The organism is Thiospirochaeta perfilievii (genome assembly GCF_008329945.1).
Taxonomy (GTDB): domain Bacteria; phylum Spirochaetota; class Spirochaetia; order DSM-2461; family DSM-2461; genus Thiospirochaeta; species Thiospirochaeta perfilievii.
Map to the genome: position 1 here is coordinate 150707 of NZ_CP035807.1, position 16524 is coordinate 167230.

Genomic DNA, 16524 nt, shown 5'->3' on the forward strand with positions numbered 1-16524 from the left:
AGTAAGTTTTCATCTGAAAATTCATCCATTTTATTACTCCTAGGTACTTAATTTTATTATTGAAAGACGAAGGATCTCCCCCTCATCACTGGTTTTTGAGTTTGTTATTATATCAACTAAAACGGCTTTTGCCTTTTTCTTGTCAAAACCCATAGCAACTAGTGAGTCTAAAATCTCTTTATCAACACTATCCCTTGAGCTCTCTTTTACTACGTTGTCTTCTAATTTAAGTTTACCCTTAAGGGCTAAAACAATCTTCTGGGCAGTTTTTTTACCAAGCCCGGGAATTTTACAAAGTCTATCTACATCCTCATCATCTAAACACTGTATTAATTCCATTGGTTTAATTCCAGATAGTATTTTTTGGGCAGCCTTTGCACCAACACCGTTAACCTTTATTAGGTCTAAAAAAAGGAAGCGTTCATCTTTAGTTGCAAAACCAAAAAGGGTCATACTGTCCTCTTTATGTTGTAGATATGTAAAAAGTCGTTTCTCTTCACCTACATTGCAACTGTCTAGGGTATTTAATGAGGTTAATAAAATCCACTCGGTACCACCTACTTGCAAACATAACTGACTTAAACCTTTCTCTGTAATTTTACCTGTTAAACTATTATACATTTCCCCTCACACTATGAACATGACATATTGCTGCTGCTAATGCATCTGCAGCATGATCCGGCTTTGGAACAGTTTTTAACTTTAAAAGCAGTTTTACCATATCTTGAACCTGTTTTTTTGTTGCTCTTCCATTCCCAACAACTGCTTGTTTTATTTGTATAGGTGTATATTCACCTGTTTTTATACCCATATTACCTAGGGCTAAAAGCTGAACTCCCCTTGCCTGGGCAACTGGAAGTGCAGAGGATACATTCTTAGCAAAATAGAGGGTTTCAATCCCTGCATTACTAGGTTTATACTCTTTTATAACTTCTGATAACTTATTATATAAATCTTTTAGTCTTAAATTTGATGGTAATTCAGTTGTAGTTGTAATAGTTCCATGATTAATATACTTAAATCTTATACCATCGGTCTCTATAATACCCCAACCTGTATTTGCCAGGCCAGGGTCTATACCTATAACTCTTACCACTTAGGCAAGGTTTGAAGAAACACTTTGAACATCTTCATGATCTTCTAACTTATCAATTAAATTTAAAAGTTTCTCTGTCTTCTCTTCATCCAGTTCAATTGTATTATCAGGAACCATTGTAATTTCAGCACCTAAATGCTCATATCCAGCAGCCTCTAATGCATTTAAAACAGCTTCAAAATCAGAAGGCTCACAAATAACTTCAATAACATTATCATTTGTTACATCCTCAGCTCCTGCTTCTAATGCAGTCTCAAAGATCGCTTCAAAATCATTACCTTCTAAATCGTATGTAATAACACCCTTTCTATTGAATTGGTATGAAACAGCACCTGTAGCAGCTAATGAACCACCACCCTTATTTAAAATGGATTTTACATCGGCACTTGTTCTATTTTTATTATCTGTTAGGGCTTCAATTATTAAACCAACTCCCCCCTGGCCATAACCTTCATAAACAAGCTCCATAAAGATTGCACCATCTGTCTCTCCACAACCTTTTTTTATAGCTCTTGTAATATTATCTTTAGGCATATTTGCAGCTTTAGCTTTAAGTAAAGAAGTTCTTAACCTAGGGTTGGTCTCTTCATCTCCTCCCCCCATTCTAGCTGCAACTGTTATCTCTTTAATTATTTTACAAAATATTTTACCACGTTTTGCATCTAGAGCACCTTTTTTGTGTTTTATTGTTGCCCATTTACTATGACCTGACATGAAGTCTCCTTTATATATAACAATTGTTTCAAAAGTTTACACAGTTCGATTTTATCTGTCAACATAACTATACCTTTAGGTTGAATGTTATACACCTTAATTTAAAAAATATTTCTAACTCTTTTAAGTAATATTTAGTTAAAATATGGCTGTTATTATAATTTGCTGCTAGAGAGAAATATCCATAAGCCTTAGGGTAGTTTTTCAAGGCTATACTTTTAACACCATTTTCAAATGCTTCTTTAAATAGAGGATCTAAAATATAGGTCTTTGGAATAACCTGGTATAGAGTTATTGGCTCATCCTCCCCCTTTAATATAATATCTCCTAGGGTTAAAATATCTTCCTTTTTTAATGATGATAGTGCATATACAGATTTTGTAATTAGTATCTCTATCCCCATCTTCGAATTAAAACTATCCATATAACCAAGGACTCTTGTAACTTCCGATACAGCAGTTGCCTGTACCCTATTTTTAGATCCAATAGTACCTAAAACAACTCTACCAAAGTGTAGAGACATTCCAATTCTTATACCTGTTGTAGAAGCTACCTTATCACTTATTTTTAGGGTTGCCTTTACTGCATAGTCTGGGGGACATTCAAATATGGCTCTTACTCCATCACCACCATAGGACTCAATATATCCACCAAAATTTACGACTTCATTTCCAACAATATCATAAAAATCATTAATCATTGTAAAGTTCTCTTTTGGTGTTAAGCTCTCTGATAGTTTAGTAAAATCCCTAATATCTATATAAACCATAGTTACAGGTTCTACAATAAATTCCCCGGCATCTCTATCCTCTAATTTCATATTTCCCAGTTTTTTTAGAATTGTTATTGGTACAAATTTTGAGAATAGAACCCTTGTATTTGCATTAATTCTCTCCTTATCTTTAATAAAATTTGTTGACTCTACTCTTTTTTGACCAATCATAATAAACATTGTAATAACAACAATAAAAACAAACTGGGCACTATAATAATCAAAAGCTATAAATAGTGTATTTGAAACTATGTCAAAAACTATGGATAAAAAGAACAAAACTATAGAGGTTAGAGCCAGTAGAGAGTATTTTCTCCTTTTTTTTACTGTTCTAACTAATTTTGAAATAATGTAAGTACCAGCAATAAGGACCTCTATATGCATAATTGTTAAAATATTAAACTTATTAAATATATTTAAAGGAAGAAATGCTAAAAATGATGAAGCAAGGGATATTATTGTAAAAAACAGAGAGAAACGGGTCTTAAACTCCAATGGGTAGAGGGATGTAAAAAAAAGAAGTATAAAAGTCAATGCCCATAACTCACTAGCCTTGTTAAATTGAAACTCCATAGCCCATGTTACCCATGGGATAATATCCTGTATTGTTGTATTTTTTATTAAGTATGATCTTATTCCATAGGATAAGGTAAAGAGTGAAAAATATAGGTTATATTTGTTTTTTATATTAATTAAAAACATTAATATAAATAGGACAGAACAGATTAAAAGTAGTCCTGTTGTAAAATAGTCCTTACTTTGACTTTTAATATAGATATCAATTACATCCTCGCTTTTTCCATATAACATCCACTTAAATAACCATTTATTTTTAAAATGAAAGTTTGAGAACTCTATAACAATATGAGCCTTATCACTTTTGGGGACAAAGTTCATTAGAGCTCTTTTAATAACAGGAGTACTATCTTTCATACTATCTGAGACTTCCCCAAACTGCCCAACTAAAACATCATCTATCCAGATCCTAGATGAGGAGAAAAACCCGGAGGTGTAAAGGGTGTAATTTTCCCCTACAGTAACATCTATTTCAGTTGAAACTGTTCCGTATAAATATTCGTAGTCCTGTAGTTTATCTATGCTACTTCCAGATAGATAAAGATTATAATCGGGTTTATTATTCTCAATTTTTTCAGTTTTTATAAACTTATTTTTATATAAGTCCCACTTACCATCTATCTCTATTAAATTATGGTTTAAATTACAAGAGGTTAAAAAAAGAGTTATAATTGGTAATAAGATTATATTTTTAATCACTTATCTAAGTCCTCTAAACATTTATTTTTTTTAATTAGATTTAAAAAATATTTTGATGGTTTATGATTATGTTCAATCTTTAAGATATTCATTAAAACATGTTCTATTTTCTCTAATGGACTATCCTCAAGTTTTTTCATTGTTATACTAAAAAGACGATCACTCTCTTGGATACTTTTTGTATAAAGAGAGTATATACCAATAAAATTTTGTTTACCCTTTAGCTTAACTCTCCCCATAAAGAGGGTACTGTAAAGTGATGGATTTTCCAATTTATTATAAACATCCTCACTTATTAAAATATCCCTTGATATTTTCTCGGTAAATGAGTTAATTCTACTAGCTGTATTAACAACCTTTGATATTACAGTTGCATCAACCCTTTTTTCATCCCCAACTAAACCTATTGTTTGTGAACCAATATGGATTCCTGTTCTCATCTTAAGTGGCTTTCCAAAGGAGTTTGAACTATTAAATTTCTCTAATCTCTTGTTTATCTCAATTACAGCTTTTATTGCATCCTCAGGTCTACCAGGGAAAAGAGCCATTACCGTCTCATCAATAAATTTATCAATAAAGCCACCGTTATCACTAATAATAGGGGCTATAAGTGAGTAACACCTATTTAGAAGACCTATAGTCTCCTCCGCCTTATATAGTTTTAACTCTTTTTTGAAACCTATAATACTTGTAAATATTATAGTCATATCCTTATCTACACCATCACCCCGTTTAATTGAAGAGATATTACCCATACCAACAGTTTTAACAAAGGCGTTAGGAACAAATTTACTTAAATACCTAATTACCTTAATATTTTCTAGGGTTAGATTTTCAATTTTTTTAATTTTTCTAATCTCTCTTTGTGAAACAATATAGGACATAGATAAAATAAATACGATCATAGAACTTGGTAATATCTGAAAATCGAAGTAGTTAAAAAATAGATTAAAGGAGTCAAATACCGCTGCTATAAATAGGGTTATAATACTTACTAATATTCTTAAAGAGTCCTCTTTTTTTTGTTTAATACAGAAACTTAGGTTAATAATTATAAATAGACTACTTAGCCCTATAAAAGAGTAAAACAGATAGAGGAAGGATATATAAATTTTAGGTGGAGTAAAAATTAATATTAAGGGGAAAAAAGTACTAATTCCTATCATAACCAGTGAGATTCTAGGGAGTACACTCTTTTTATAATAATGAAAAATAAAAAGCAGAGTTAACAATGGTATAATATATATGGAAATATACTCTAATTTATTTAACCAGAAGTATGATAAGTTGGGAATAAAATTAAAAATAATTTTATCATTTGTAACTACACCTCTAATTGCTAGAAACAGGCATATAAGGGCAAAAAAAAGTGTTGATTTATCGTTTCTAAAATTTAAAAAGAGAACTAAAAAGAATAAAAACATAATTATAGATGCTCCAGAAATTAGAGTATCTCGTAGTATATTTTTCTCGTATCTTTTAAGGACTTTATTAAAATCTCCTAAATACGGGGTACTTCTAAAACCTCCGAATTTTTCCGTGTTATTTGTTATATAAAACTCTAAAAGATTGTCCCCTTTTTTAAGAGTAAGTGGAATATACATGGATCTATTTTGTCTATCTGATGCTATTAATTCAGAGTTTAAATAGAAAGTGAATTGTGTGTTTATTTGGGATAGAGAAAATAAAAGATTACCCACCCCTGAGCTTTTTACAACTAAAGAGTATTTAACTGTTCCTAAATTCCCCCTCCAGCTACCTGGAACCTGGGAAAACTCGGTTAAGCCATTTTTATAACTAACCTTCCAATCCCCAGCAAGGGATATAGGATCATTACCTTTAAAACTGTAATATCTAAGATCAATCTCTCCCTTATCCACATTTGAGAAGAGTGGAATCGAAATTGAGATAAATATTAGAATAAGAAGAGATTTATACCCCATTAGCAGCTAATTTTATTAATATCTAGAGCATGGGAGTTAATAAAATCTATCTCCCAATTTTGTGAGTATTTTAATCCTGTTAAAGAGCAGTTCTTTATTGGGGTATTTTCCCAATTTATTTTATTAGAGCTTAAGTGACTTAATAGTGAAATAATAACACCTCCATGGGTAAAAACAAGGTAACGACCACTCTCAAGTTTACTACAATCCCCTAAAAAGTCTAACAATTTATTTGTAAAGTCTTTAATGGTTTCTACACCATAATCCTTTGTTGACTCCCTCATTGTTTTTACAAAAGAAGCCTCTTGTCCTGCAAGTTCACCAAAATTTCGCTCCATTATCCTCTCTTCTAACTCTATAGGAATATTTAGATTGTTATTAACTATTTGGGCTGTTTTTAGTGCTCTATCAAGGGGTGAAGAGATGATCTTTTTAAACTCTTTATCAATTTTTGAGGATAGAAGAATTGCTTCTTCCACACCCCTATCATTAAGAGGAATATCTATTATACCCTGTAGTTTACCCTCTAGATTCCAGTTAGTCTGTCCATGTCTAATAAAAACAAGTTCTACCACTTTATATCCCTTGAAATATAATTTAGAAATTCATCTGAATCTTGATTAATTACAAGTTCCTTGGGAAATCCAATCTCATCTATAAGTTTTATAGCCATATCAAATCGGCCTACACTGGAAGTGTGATGGGAGTCGCTACCTAGAACAATTTTAGCACCTTCATTTCCACAGATCTCTAAAATTTTAATTAATCCCTCCCTACTGTTTTCCCTAAAGGTAGTTGGTAGAAGAGAACTGTTATTTAGCTCTAGAAGTGTTTTACTCTCTTTTGCTTTTTTTACAACATTGACATAATCAAACCTATACCTACTATCTTCAGGGTGGCCAATAATATCTACATTTTTATTTTCCATTAAATTAATAAGGGCTTCTGTAGTTTTAATAGGTGTGGAGGGCTCTATACAAGGGCCGTGGAAACTAGCTACAACTAACTCCATTTCTGACAAAATATCAGTTGGAATATCTAAACGACCAGTATAATCAATAATATTGGCCTCTACCCCACGGAGGATTCTAACACCTGAAATTAACTTTGGAATTACACGTAAATTATGAAAATGATAAATATGGGCTCCACCAGGCATAGCCGGACCATGATCTGTTGTTGCCATAATTTTAAGTCCCTTTTGGGAAGCGGCCAATGCCATCTCATTTAATGATGAGTAGGCATGACCAGATGCTACTGTATGTGTGTGTGTATCTAATTCTAAATTCATAATTAAATAATATCAGATTAAATATTTAATTGGAATGAGTATTCCCTACTCTTAAGGGTAAAAAGCCATCTAAAACCGGGGTTATAATTCTTGTTAAAAATCTCAGGGGATGTGGATACACCTAGTATTAATCCACGGTTATTAAAATATACAACTTGAGTAGTATTGACTATAATATTTCTATCTGTATAATTTAAATCAGAACCGGGGGTGCCCTGGATTCGACTGGCGGACTGTAGTTTAATAGGCTGCAGGTAGAGCGTCTAACTCTTAAAACTGGTCAACAATTTAAATGCTAAAAAAGAAGACGAAGTTATTATCGCTTTAGGTGATAACGTGTCATTAGCACTAGCAGCATAGTTCTGCTAGCGGGAATATTGAGTCGCTGTTCCTAGGCTCCTTGGACCCGTAAGAAATAGGGACTTACCGGTTTTTTTGTTAAGAGTCTAACTGGGAAAATTATATCTTAACTGGATTAGGGAACGGTTGCCTCTTCTTGTACCCCTAATTGAGACTTAAACGAAGGGACTAAACCTGTAGAGGTTTATTAAACACCCGTTAGGACGAGGGTTCGATTCCCTCCACCTCCATTGAATTTGACTTCTGTAAATCGTTATAGTATAATGATTTATAGAAGTCTTTTTTTTGCTCAAATGGTCAAAGTGACCAGAGTGTGACCAAAACGAATTTCAGTCCCTGGTCGTAATCTAAAGATTACTGCTCGGGTTTGCAGCCTAGGAGATATGATATGGGACGACCTAAAGAACAATTTACACTCTATAAAAGAGAAACCCAAAATGGTAAAGGTATCTGGTATTACAGAACATATGATGCTTTTGGTAAAAGAACCACAAAAAAATCTACTGGACAAACTAACAAAACAGCAGCACATAACTATTGTTTACAACTATTTAAAGACAATTTATTAATATCAGATTCATCTATCAAAATAAATGATTATATAAAAAATAAAAAGTTTTATGTGTGGGGAGAGTGTACATATTGTGCTGAAAATGAAGTTACACAATCCTATGCAAACCAATGCCTAGCTCGATATAAAAATCACATTAAACCATATATCGGTAAGATGTCATTTGATGATATTACATATAATACAATAAACCAGTGGCAAGCAAAACTATTAACTGATAAAAAGCTTTCCCCTAAAACTGTAAGAGATACAAGAACTGTACTTTATACTGTTTTAGATTATGCTAAAGTTGATGGATTCTTAACTAAAGATCTCAAAATAGGGATCAAAAAACTCCCTAGAAACCACAAAAAGGTACGAGGGATATTAACAGAGACAGAAATTAGAAAACTTTTTGATAAAGAAAATTACACTGAATACTGGGGAGATAACTTCCTATACTATACAGCATCTTTAGTTGCGTGCTTTACAGGAATGAGACAGGGAGAAATTCTAGCTTTAACCCCTGATAAAATATTTGAGAACCATATCTATGTCTGTCATAGTTACAATAAGTTTGGACTTGGTCCAACTAAAACAAAAGAAACCAGACAGGTCTATATGAATAAAATAGTAAAACAACAACTAATAGAAATAATGCCGGAATCAGGATTCATATTCTCAATTAATAAAAAGAAACCCCTAACCCTCAAAGATTAACAGAAGCATTCTACAGAGCAATTGAAAAGATGGGTATAAATACAGAACTCAGAGAACAAAGAAACTTAACATTCCACTCCTTCAGACACTTCCTAGTAACATACCTAAGAGGAAAAGGTGTTACTGATGCTGAAATAACATCAATAACAGGGCAAAAGACTATAAAGGTAATTGATGATTATACAAGGTTTGATAAATTATCTAATCATAATGTGGTTGCTGCTTTGGATTCTATATAACAATAAAAATCCTAATTAGATAAATCTAAAAGAAATCCTATTAGTCCTCCATTTATACACAATTCCGAAAGTTTTGAATCGTCATAAATAATGATATCTTTTTCTAACTTGGAATCAATATAATTTCTTAAATCATTTGCAGGTGAGTGAACAATAAAAAAATATTTATCATACTCATTCATATTCAAAAAATCTGTTTTATAATCATTAAATGTTTTTAAAGAGCTCTCAGACTTTATCTGAACAATCGCCCTCTCATCTGTCACTGGAGCAAGAAGTTCAAGATCAATTGTTTTAGCTGTTTTACCTGCAATACCTACTCTGGACCAACCAGCTGACCGAAATATCAAGTCAATAAAAATTTCAAAGTCTTTCCAGTTTAATTTTTTTATTATGAGTTTTAAATTCTTTTTTAATTCAACCAAAGATTTTTCTACTGCAATTACTTCTTTACTTTGCTTACCATTGATTTTGTTTAGGAGATACTCTTTTTCTTTTACATCACATATTGTACCTCTAAAACCTTGAACTTTGGTTAATCTTCCACTTAATTCTTGTATAAATAGTTGTTTTCCATTTATATCTATATTTTTCCAACCACCAACAGTGTTCCTAACTTTACTACCGTCATCATTAACTTGTATACCTGGTTGTGCAAAACAGTACCATAATGAATTATTATAAAATGTAACCCACATAGCCGATTCAGGTTCTTCATAGAATTTCTTTATTTGATTTTTATGACTTGTTGTTGCGCTCTGGACAGTACTATATTCTTTTGTAATTAAATCAGATACTTTCTCCCATTGCCCAGACATGCATAATTGATGGTCTATTTCGTTATACCCAAGTTTTATTGTTCCATTGGTCTCAATACATTCTTTCTCAAAATCCCCTTTGACTCCAAGTTTTATGAAATTAATTCTTTCTGGTGTATACATTCTTAACTCCTTATTGCTTAATTAATTCTTTATATTGTATTGGTTTCTCTAGAAATATATTTATAAATGGATCTAGGCTAATTTCCTCATATCTATATTGCATAAATTCCATTTTAACATTTTTAAATATACCCCTTAGAGGTTCAGTTATATCTATTTCATAATCCCACATAACGGAAATATCAGTTGGGTTAACTAACTGATAATGATAGTCTCCATTTAAATTTATATTTAATCCAATAATTTCTCCATTTTCTTCTCGACCGGGAATGACCCTTTGGCAAATAGGAAAAAAGTCCTCTAAAAAAAGACTGAAATTGTGATCTTCATGAAAAATTAGTTTAATATTCATAGTCTCTTCTAAAAAGTTAGACATATCTTCTAATGTTTCTCGTTTCTTCCGTAAAGTTTCAATAAAGTCATACAGGTCTGGTATCTCTATAGGAAAATAACTGTCTAAATCTTCTATATTAAATTTACTCATCTTACAATCTCCTCAATATTAGTTTTTGCAAAAGAAAATAGTTCTTCTGACTTAATTGGGTCACCAAAAAACTTTTGTAAAGGCAACCAACATTCCCAGTTATTTATTTTTTCTTCAACTGTATGCTGAAAGTGAAGTACTATTAAATCCCTTAACATTTCAGAAAAAGTTTTATATTTATTTGTAATAATTTCATCCCGATCGTTAAAAAGCGCATACTCAATATATATAGCTCCAAGACCATCTAAACGTTTCAGAAACCCTACCTGATGCATTTGAGATTTACAATAACATCTTCGTGCAAAGGGGTAAAAGTTATCTGGTAGTTTCTCATTTCTATAAGTATCCAGTCTTATACCAATATTTTCTTCTAGGTATTTATTTACATCGTATTCAGACTTTTCATCTACAAGTTTTATTAAAAAAGTTTCTAACTCCCTTGGAACATAACCTAGTTCTTTTATTACATTATCTATCTCCATTTATTTCTCCTCACTAAATAGGTATATACATTCTCCAGTAACTATTTTATCTACATAAGAATTTTTTACAGCATTTGTATAATAATCCATCTGCTTGTTGTAATGCTCTTTTATTTCAGCAGCATTGCCACCTAAGATATCAGACTTAAAGTCTACAATTTTTATGATGTTACCCTTCTCTAAAAATAAATCCATTATACCATGGTAGTTTTCAGCCCCACTAAACATAAGTTCTGTCTGAATATTGTCAGCAGTGATAATTTCGGAAACAAGATCACTTTTTATGAACCTCTGCAACATCTCTTTTATTTCATCTATATAATTAGTAAATTTAAATTCATTAGTAGAGTGTAACTTCTCAAGAATAGTATCTATATCCATATCTTTAGACTTGTTGTGGAATATTAATGTACAGATATTCTCCATAATTCGATGTACAAATGTACCAAATTCTAGGCCATTTTTACGCCCTGATACATTTGCAAAAATATCCTTGTCCTCTATTAGTGTTGTGACAGCAACTGAACTACTATTTTCACCAATGAGTTCACCTATGGAGCTTAAATTTTCACCAAATGAATAATCATTGTTATCTGTTTGTTGGTACCTATCAATAGATTGGTATTCTTCATTATAATCACTAAAGTTTTTAGAAATGGCTTCATAACCAGTTCCATTTATTAGAGGATCTATAAAACTATAGTTTCCACTCTCCTTGCATAATAAAACAAACCTACTCTTAGCTCTTGTCACAGCAACATAGAGAAGTCTTCTATCCTCTGCCTTTTTTATGGTTTCAGCTTTCTCATATAGAATGGTTAGATCATTTAGGTTAAGGTTTTCACTTCCAGTTTTGGATATAAAAGGACTTGGTGGTAATATACTGTTATCCTTTCGATTAACATATTTATCTGCTTTAAAAGATTTTCCACTGTGGGCACATAAAAAAACAACTTTTGCTTCTAATCCTTTAGCGGAATGTATTGTCATTAGTCTAACAGAATTAGGTTTTACACTCTCTATGTAGAGTGATTCATCTGCAATCCCCTCTTCTCCCCAGGGCATATCGTTAAAAGCTTTTTCAAATAGTTTAGAAATCGTTAGGTTTAAGTTGTAATCACTAGCTGTTAGTTCACGACTTGTAATAACAATCAGATTCTCAATAAAATTAATGTAATCCGGTTTATTACTGTTAATAGCTAATGCAACTAAACCGGACTTCCCAGTTAAGCTCCGGAACTTAGATATAAATGAACAGTTCGATGATAAAACAGTATCTAGATCACTATTTTCGATATTATATAGGTAAGAATTTTTTACTGCGAATCTAAAATATCGATCTGTAGGATAAGCACATAGAGCTAATATATTTAGCAGTTCTATAATCTCAGACTGGTTTAGGAATCCTTTACTTTTTGTATTTATTACTGGGATATCTAATAAATTTAAAGCATCTTCATACTTAGCCATATGAGAACCTGATCTAAAAAGTATTAAAAAGTCACCTGGTTTGAATTCTCCGGAACTAATACTCTCTTCTATATCCTTTGCAACTATAAAAGCTTCTCTTTCATGGATTAGATCTGAACCACAACTATCCTCACCTTCTAATTTTGGATAAGTAATCCACTTTTCAATAGTAGATGATAAATCTCTGTTCTTAGCTGCTAAATTCATATTCTTATAGTCAAGGCCGGACAGAATAGTAGAGAAATTATTATTGATGAAATTAAGTAATCCCTCTGAACTTCTAAAGTTAGTTGTTAGATTAAGGATCTCGCCCCCTTGAATCTTTTCTACTCTTTTCATAACTTCTATATAGACAGAGATATCTGCTCTAGCAAAACTATATATACTCTGTTTTGGGTCACCAACAAAGAACAGTTTATTTGGGTTATCTCCAGCTAAGTGAAAGGCGATATCGGCCTGCATTGGATCACTATCCTGGAATTCATCAATAATAACAGTATCAAATCTTTTCTGAACCAAATCTCGTAGTAGATCATTTTCATCTAATGCTTTTTTGACTAGATTGAGACAATCGAAGAAATCTATTACTCCACTAGCCTTTTTATACCTATCTACTACATCATTAAAATATTTAAAAAGATCGATAGATCTATTGTAATTATGAATACTGGCTATTGCATCCCTTTCTATTTTTAAATCATGGGAAGCCTTTGTACACGTCTTAAAACTGGTAACAAGATCACCATCTTTAAAAGCTGGCTTACGTCCCATATTTCCTGCTCTTTGAACATGATCTCTTTCTAAAATTGTTGTTAAATATTCATCTTCTGATAGTACAGAAATCTCACTGTACATATCATCCATAATAAACCTGTACAACTTATCATCTTCGTTTCCAGGTTTAATATTTTTTATAAGTTCATGGGCTAAATTGTAGTATTCTCTTATGTTGCTCTCTATATCTGTCTTAATATGCGATGAATCTCTTAGGCTACTGCAATTGATACGATACGGGGTTAGATCTCTATTCTGGTACAGAACAAGTAGTGTCTTTTTTAACTTATTCAGATCTTCTGGTTTAAGCTTCTCTAAGGTTTCTAGGTATAGCTCTTTTTCAGTAGAAAACAGATCAGCTGCTACAGCAGCATCTTCAACTAGTTGTGAATCCTCTTCCATAGTATGAAAGCAGTTCTCTAACATTATTTGGGTGGTCCCCTCATCTGCTAGCTCAAGATCAGGATCTAATCCAAACTCAATTGGGTATTCTCTTAAAAGATCATAACAAAAGGAGTGGAAAGTTGAAATTTTAGCATGGGGTAGTTTTTCTAAAGCCTCTCTCTCCCCTTGTTTTTCTAACTCTTCACGGATTCTAGTTAATAGTTCATTTGCAGCTTTAGTTGTATATGTAATTATAACCATTCGCTCAGGATCAATTTTTAGTTTTCTCACAAGGTTTAGTACCCTATGTTTTATAGAGTATGTTTTTCCAGCTCCTGCACCAGCTTTTACAAACTGTGCTCTTTTAAGATCTTGATCTGAGGTTTCCCCAGTAATTTTATTACGAATATCCTGGTCTTTTAGCACTGTATTAGACATTTTCTTCTCCTAAAACTGAGATAAGAGTATTAATTCTATCCTCTAGAATACCTTCTCTTTTTTTCTGATTATTAGAGCAGATAGATTTATAATCACAGAACTTACAACTCTTTGGATTTTTGTAGTAACGCCCACCGTTACACTCATATACATAGGTTTTTAATATCTCTATCTGTTTCTCTATAGGATCTGGACCTTGATAAGTAACCTTTGCCCAATTACCTCTATCTGAAGTGTAATAATACCCAGCTTCAACAGATAGAATATCACTAAATTCGTCCATATCTTTTAACGCTTTTAGGTAAAGTGCATGTTGAAGGTTAATTTTTGGACCATAGGGGGTATCAATACAAAAAAGATAACCCTTTTTAAAGTCGAATGGGTTTCCACCGGTTTTAAAGTCCCAGATACGATAATTCCCATTACCATCAGTATCTATTCTATCAATTACTCCTTTTAAAGTGATAATTTCACAATCTATATTCCAGTCTGATATAAATTTTGACTCGGCTTTAATAGGATAAAAATCATCAATAATGTTTAATTCATTATCGATATATTTACTAAAGATTTCTTTAATCTCTTCTAACTCTTTTCGCTTAATATATTCTGGAACATCGTTATCCAATTTATTTTCTTGAATAAAAGCCTTAGAGGATTTTTCAAATTGAGTATTAAACTTATCTTCATTATTAAATTTCTGAAGAAATGCCCCATAATCATTTTCATCTTCTAAAATAAATAGATTGATAAAATCCTCGTATATTTTGTGGATAAATTGTCCTCTTAAACTAGAGTCTAACCACTGGGTTAAGTCTGTCATTCCTAAATCAGGAAAGTAGATTTTATTATTATACTGAAGGTTAAATTTGTAAGGACATTCAAAAAATGTTGTTAAAGAAGTTGCTGATAGTTCTCTATTTAGAGTTTCAAACAGCCCATAATCACTCTCGATCTCTTCTCTGCTGTATAAAGACTTTTTATAGCTTATTATTTTATCATTCTGGGTGCCAATAGACCTAATATCTAAGTAATCTTTCTGATCAAGTAAATCAGAAAGGTATCCCTCTTTTACTCCACAGAGTTTGTATATCTCTTCAACTTCTATTGGTTTCTTGTTCTCTGCTAATATGTGGTTAAAAAATATTGATGGAACAGTTAACTTCCCTTCTTGATGACTGATGTAACTTAAAAAAGTGTTGTTTCTTACTGATGATAATAACTTCTCTAACATCTGATTATTTTTATTATCAATTAGATTAATTTCACCATTAGTTGTTTGGTTTATAGCTTCTCTTTCATCCTCTTTTAATATTGGATCTAGTTTGACTTTTTTAGGGTAGTTACCATGAACTAATCCCATAACAGCGACATTATCAAATTCCAGGGTATATACATCTTCCAAGGTTGTTATATGCAGACCTTTTTTCTCTAGTCCTAACTCTTCCTGTGTTAGATATATTCCCTCAATTTCAGAGAGTAGTTCCCCTAATATGTCTATTTTAATTCCATTTTCTATATAGTTACATAGAGACTTCTTAATTTTTATTACAATTGCTAATACTTTCTCATAAAATATTTTTTTTACTTCAACAGACTCTTTTAGTTCATTACGTAACCGCCACTCAACTCTATCTAGGAAAGTAGTATCATCTTTAACTTTTGATCTAGTATGTGAAATTCCGGTCATTAACGGTTCAAACAGGGATAAGGCAGTACATTTAAATCCCCTGGTAAAGTAGATAGGTATACGATCGATCATGTTATAAAACTCAGCTGCTGTAGAATCATAATCCAAAGCTACAACAATAGTATTATTAGTCTTTAATTTATTTTCCATCATCCACACAAACAGATGATTTATATTCCCACTTTTAGTAATACTGCTTTTGCATGTAGTATGACAAAAATTAAGATTAACCATTGAAGAATGTACATTAGAATCAACTCTATCAACAAGTAGATCGAACAGTATATTCTCTATACCTAGAAGTTCAGGTCTATCAAGAACAACTAATTCGATACTTCCAAAAAAAGAATCATACTCTCCAGATTCAATCCTACTAATAACCTTTTTAACAGCCATAGAGTAATCAAAAAAACCTGTATAAAAACTATTATAAATATCTTTTAAAGAGTCACTTTTACTTTTAATAGGGAGTTCTAAACTATCTACACAAGAACAACTTAACCTAATTTCATGAAGAGCATTACCAATTAACTTTCTACTCCCTAAATAGTCCCTAGAATCAAAAAAGTAGTTATTTAAACCAATAGAGTTATAGATTTTAATATCAGATTGATAAAAATCAGAATCAACCACAACCTCAGAATCAAACAAAAACAGAGGATTATTATACAGTTCCATAACCAACTGCCTAAAAGTAACAGGAGTAAACCCAACTCCCTTACAATTACTGGCATATCGTCTAGACATTAAAATACTAGAACTAATAACATACTTTCTTTTAATCAATTTAATCTCCTACTTTTTTAAATAATATCATTGCTATGCGAAAGGTTGGTTCGTATGCAATCCAGTTTCTTATAAAAAACGAAGACATGAACCAAACTCTCTTGTTAGTACCACA

14 protein-coding genes and 1 other RNA gene are annotated in these 16524 nt (G+C 31.7%); 3 read left to right on the forward strand and 12 right to left on the reverse strand.

From position 1 onward, the window contains the following. Nucleotides 1-39: 39 nt before the first annotated feature. The 7 genes from ruvA to EW093_RS00730 all read right to left on the reverse strand — a co-directional run bounded on the left by ruvA (nucleotide 40) and on the right by EW093_RS00730 (nucleotide 7091). Entirely contained in the window at nucleotides 40-621 is a 582-nt protein-coding gene (gene ruvA, locus EW093_RS00700) for a Holliday junction branch migration protein RuvA (RefSeq protein ID WP_149566544.1), read from the reverse strand. After that, a complete protein-coding gene (gene ruvC, locus EW093_RS00705; protein ID WP_149566545.1) occupies nucleotides 614-1096 on the reverse strand; it encodes a crossover junction endodeoxyribonuclease RuvC in 483 nt (160 codons plus the stop codon). Before ruvC ends, ruvA begins: the two co-directional genes overlap by 8 nt. Next, nucleotides 1097-1810 (reverse strand): YebC/PmpR family DNA-binding transcriptional regulator, encoded by a 714-nt coding sequence (locus EW093_RS00710; RefSeq protein ID WP_149566546.1) that lies wholly within the window; start codon nucleotides 1808-1810, stop codon nucleotides 1097-1099. A 67-nt stretch (nucleotides 1811-1877) separates the two neighbouring features. Continuing rightward, entirely contained in the window at nucleotides 1878-3857 is a 1980-nt protein-coding gene (locus EW093_RS00715) for an adenylate/guanylate cyclase domain-containing protein (protein WP_149566547.1), read from the reverse strand. Continuing rightward, the gene (locus EW093_RS00720; RefSeq protein ID WP_149566548.1) at nucleotides 3854-5800 is read right to left on the reverse strand and encodes an adenylate/guanylate cyclase domain-containing protein; all 1947 of its coding nucleotides are present in this window, start codon (nucleotides 5798-5800) and stop codon (nucleotides 3854-3856) included. Before EW093_RS00720 ends, EW093_RS00715 begins: the two co-directional genes overlap by 4 nt. After that, the gene (locus EW093_RS00725; protein WP_187759767.1) at nucleotides 5800-6375 is read right to left on the reverse strand and encodes a histidine phosphatase family protein; all 576 of its coding nucleotides are present in this window, start codon (nucleotides 6373-6375) and stop codon (nucleotides 5800-5802) included. Before EW093_RS00725 ends, EW093_RS00720 begins: the two co-directional genes overlap by 1 nt. Continuing rightward, entirely contained in the window at nucleotides 6369-7091 is a 723-nt protein-coding gene (locus tag EW093_RS00730) for a phosphatase (protein ID WP_149566550.1), read from the reverse strand. The genes EW093_RS00725 and EW093_RS00730 overlap by 7 nt, the downstream gene beginning before the upstream one ends. Nucleotides 7092-7297: 206 nt before the next feature. Here EW093_RS00730 and ssrA point away from each other — a divergent pair. The 3 genes from ssrA to EW093_RS00745 all read left to right on the forward strand — a co-directional run bounded on the left by ssrA (nucleotide 7298) and on the right by EW093_RS00745 (nucleotide 8960). Next, nucleotides 7298-7684: a transfer-messenger RNA gene (ssrA, locus tag EW093_RS00735) on the forward strand. A gap of 155 nt (nucleotides 7685-7839) precedes the next feature. Then, nucleotides 7840-8721, forward strand: a complete 882-nt coding sequence (locus tag EW093_RS00740; RefSeq protein ID WP_149566551.1) for a tyrosine-type recombinase/integrase — start codon at nucleotides 7840-7842, stop codon at nucleotides 8719-8721. Between the two features lie 29 nt (nucleotides 8722-8750). Beyond that, nucleotides 8751-8960, forward strand: coding sequence for a hypothetical protein (locus EW093_RS00745; RefSeq protein WP_149566552.1), 210 nt, complete (start codon nucleotides 8751-8753; stop codon nucleotides 8958-8960). Between the two features lie 11 nt (nucleotides 8961-8971). On the opposite strand, the gene EW093_RS00750 is transcribed toward EW093_RS00745, so the two are convergent. Genes EW093_RS00750 through EW093_RS00770 form a run of 5 tightly spaced genes read right to left on the reverse strand, consistent with a single transcriptional unit; the run spans nucleotide 8972 to nucleotide 16409 of the window. After that, nucleotides 8972-9901 carry a hypothetical protein gene (locus EW093_RS00750; RefSeq protein WP_149566553.1) on the reverse strand — a complete coding sequence of 310 codons (930 nt, stop codon included), beginning with the start codon at nucleotides 9899-9901 and terminating at the stop codon, nucleotides 8972-8974. Between the two features lie 10 nt (nucleotides 9902-9911). Continuing rightward, nucleotides 9912-10385: a hypothetical protein gene (locus EW093_RS00755; RefSeq protein WP_149566554.1), complete on the reverse strand. Its 474-nt coding sequence runs from the start codon at nucleotides 10383-10385 to the stop codon at nucleotides 9912-9914. Continuing rightward, nucleotides 10382-10867, reverse strand: coding sequence for a hypothetical protein (locus tag EW093_RS00760; protein ID WP_149566555.1), 486 nt, complete (start codon nucleotides 10865-10867; stop codon nucleotides 10382-10384). The genes EW093_RS00755 and EW093_RS00760 overlap by 4 nt, the downstream gene beginning before the upstream one ends. Next, nucleotides 10868-13933: a UvrD-helicase domain-containing protein gene (locus EW093_RS00765; RefSeq protein WP_149566556.1), complete on the reverse strand. Its 3066-nt coding sequence runs from the start codon at nucleotides 13931-13933 to the stop codon at nucleotides 10868-10870. Continuing rightward, nucleotides 13926-16409, reverse strand: coding sequence for a PD-(D/E)XK nuclease family protein (locus EW093_RS00770; protein ID WP_149566557.1), 2484 nt, complete (start codon nucleotides 16407-16409; stop codon nucleotides 13926-13928). Before EW093_RS00770 ends, EW093_RS00765 begins: the two co-directional genes overlap by 8 nt. Between the last annotated feature and the right edge of the window lie 115 nt (nucleotides 16410-16524).

Excerpts from the sequence above, each read along its gene's own strand:
- EW093_RS00710 (WP_149566546.1), bottom strand. The coding sequence starts at position 1,810 with ATGTCAGGTCATAGTAAATGGGCAACAATAAAACACAAAAAAGGTGCT.
- EW093_RS00755 (WP_149566554.1), bottom strand. The coding sequence starts at position 10,385 with ATGAGTAAATTTAATATAGAAGATTTAGACAGTTATTTTCCTATAGAG.
- EW093_RS00765 (WP_149566556.1), bottom strand. The coding sequence starts at position 13,933 with ATGTCTAATACAGTGCTAAAAGACCAGGATATTCGTAATAAAATTACT.
- EW093_RS00740 (WP_149566551.1), top strand. The coding sequence starts at position 7,840 with ATGGGACGACCTAAAGAACAATTTACACTCTATAAAAGAGAAACCCAA.
- ruvA (WP_149566544.1), bottom strand. The coding sequence starts at position 621 with ATGTATAATAGTTTAACAGGTAAAATTACAGAGAAAGGTTTAAGTCAG.
- EW093_RS00750 (WP_149566553.1), bottom strand. The coding sequence starts at position 9,901 with ATGTATACACCAGAAAGAATTAATTTCATAAAACTTGGAGTCAAAGGG.
- EW093_RS00745 (WP_149566552.1), top strand. The coding sequence starts at position 8,751 with ATGGGTATAAATACAGAACTCAGAGAACAAAGAAACTTAACATTCCAC.
- EW093_RS00760 (WP_149566555.1), bottom strand. The coding sequence starts at position 10,867 with ATGGAGATAGATAATGTAATAAAAGAACTAGGTTATGTTCCAAGGGAG.
- EW093_RS00720 (WP_149566548.1), bottom strand. The coding sequence starts at position 5,800 with ATGGGGTATAAATCTCTTCTTATTCTAATATTTATCTCAATTTCGATT.
- EW093_RS00730 (WP_149566550.1), bottom strand. The coding sequence starts at position 7,091 with ATGAATTTAGAATTAGATACACACACACATACAGTAGCATCTGGTCAT.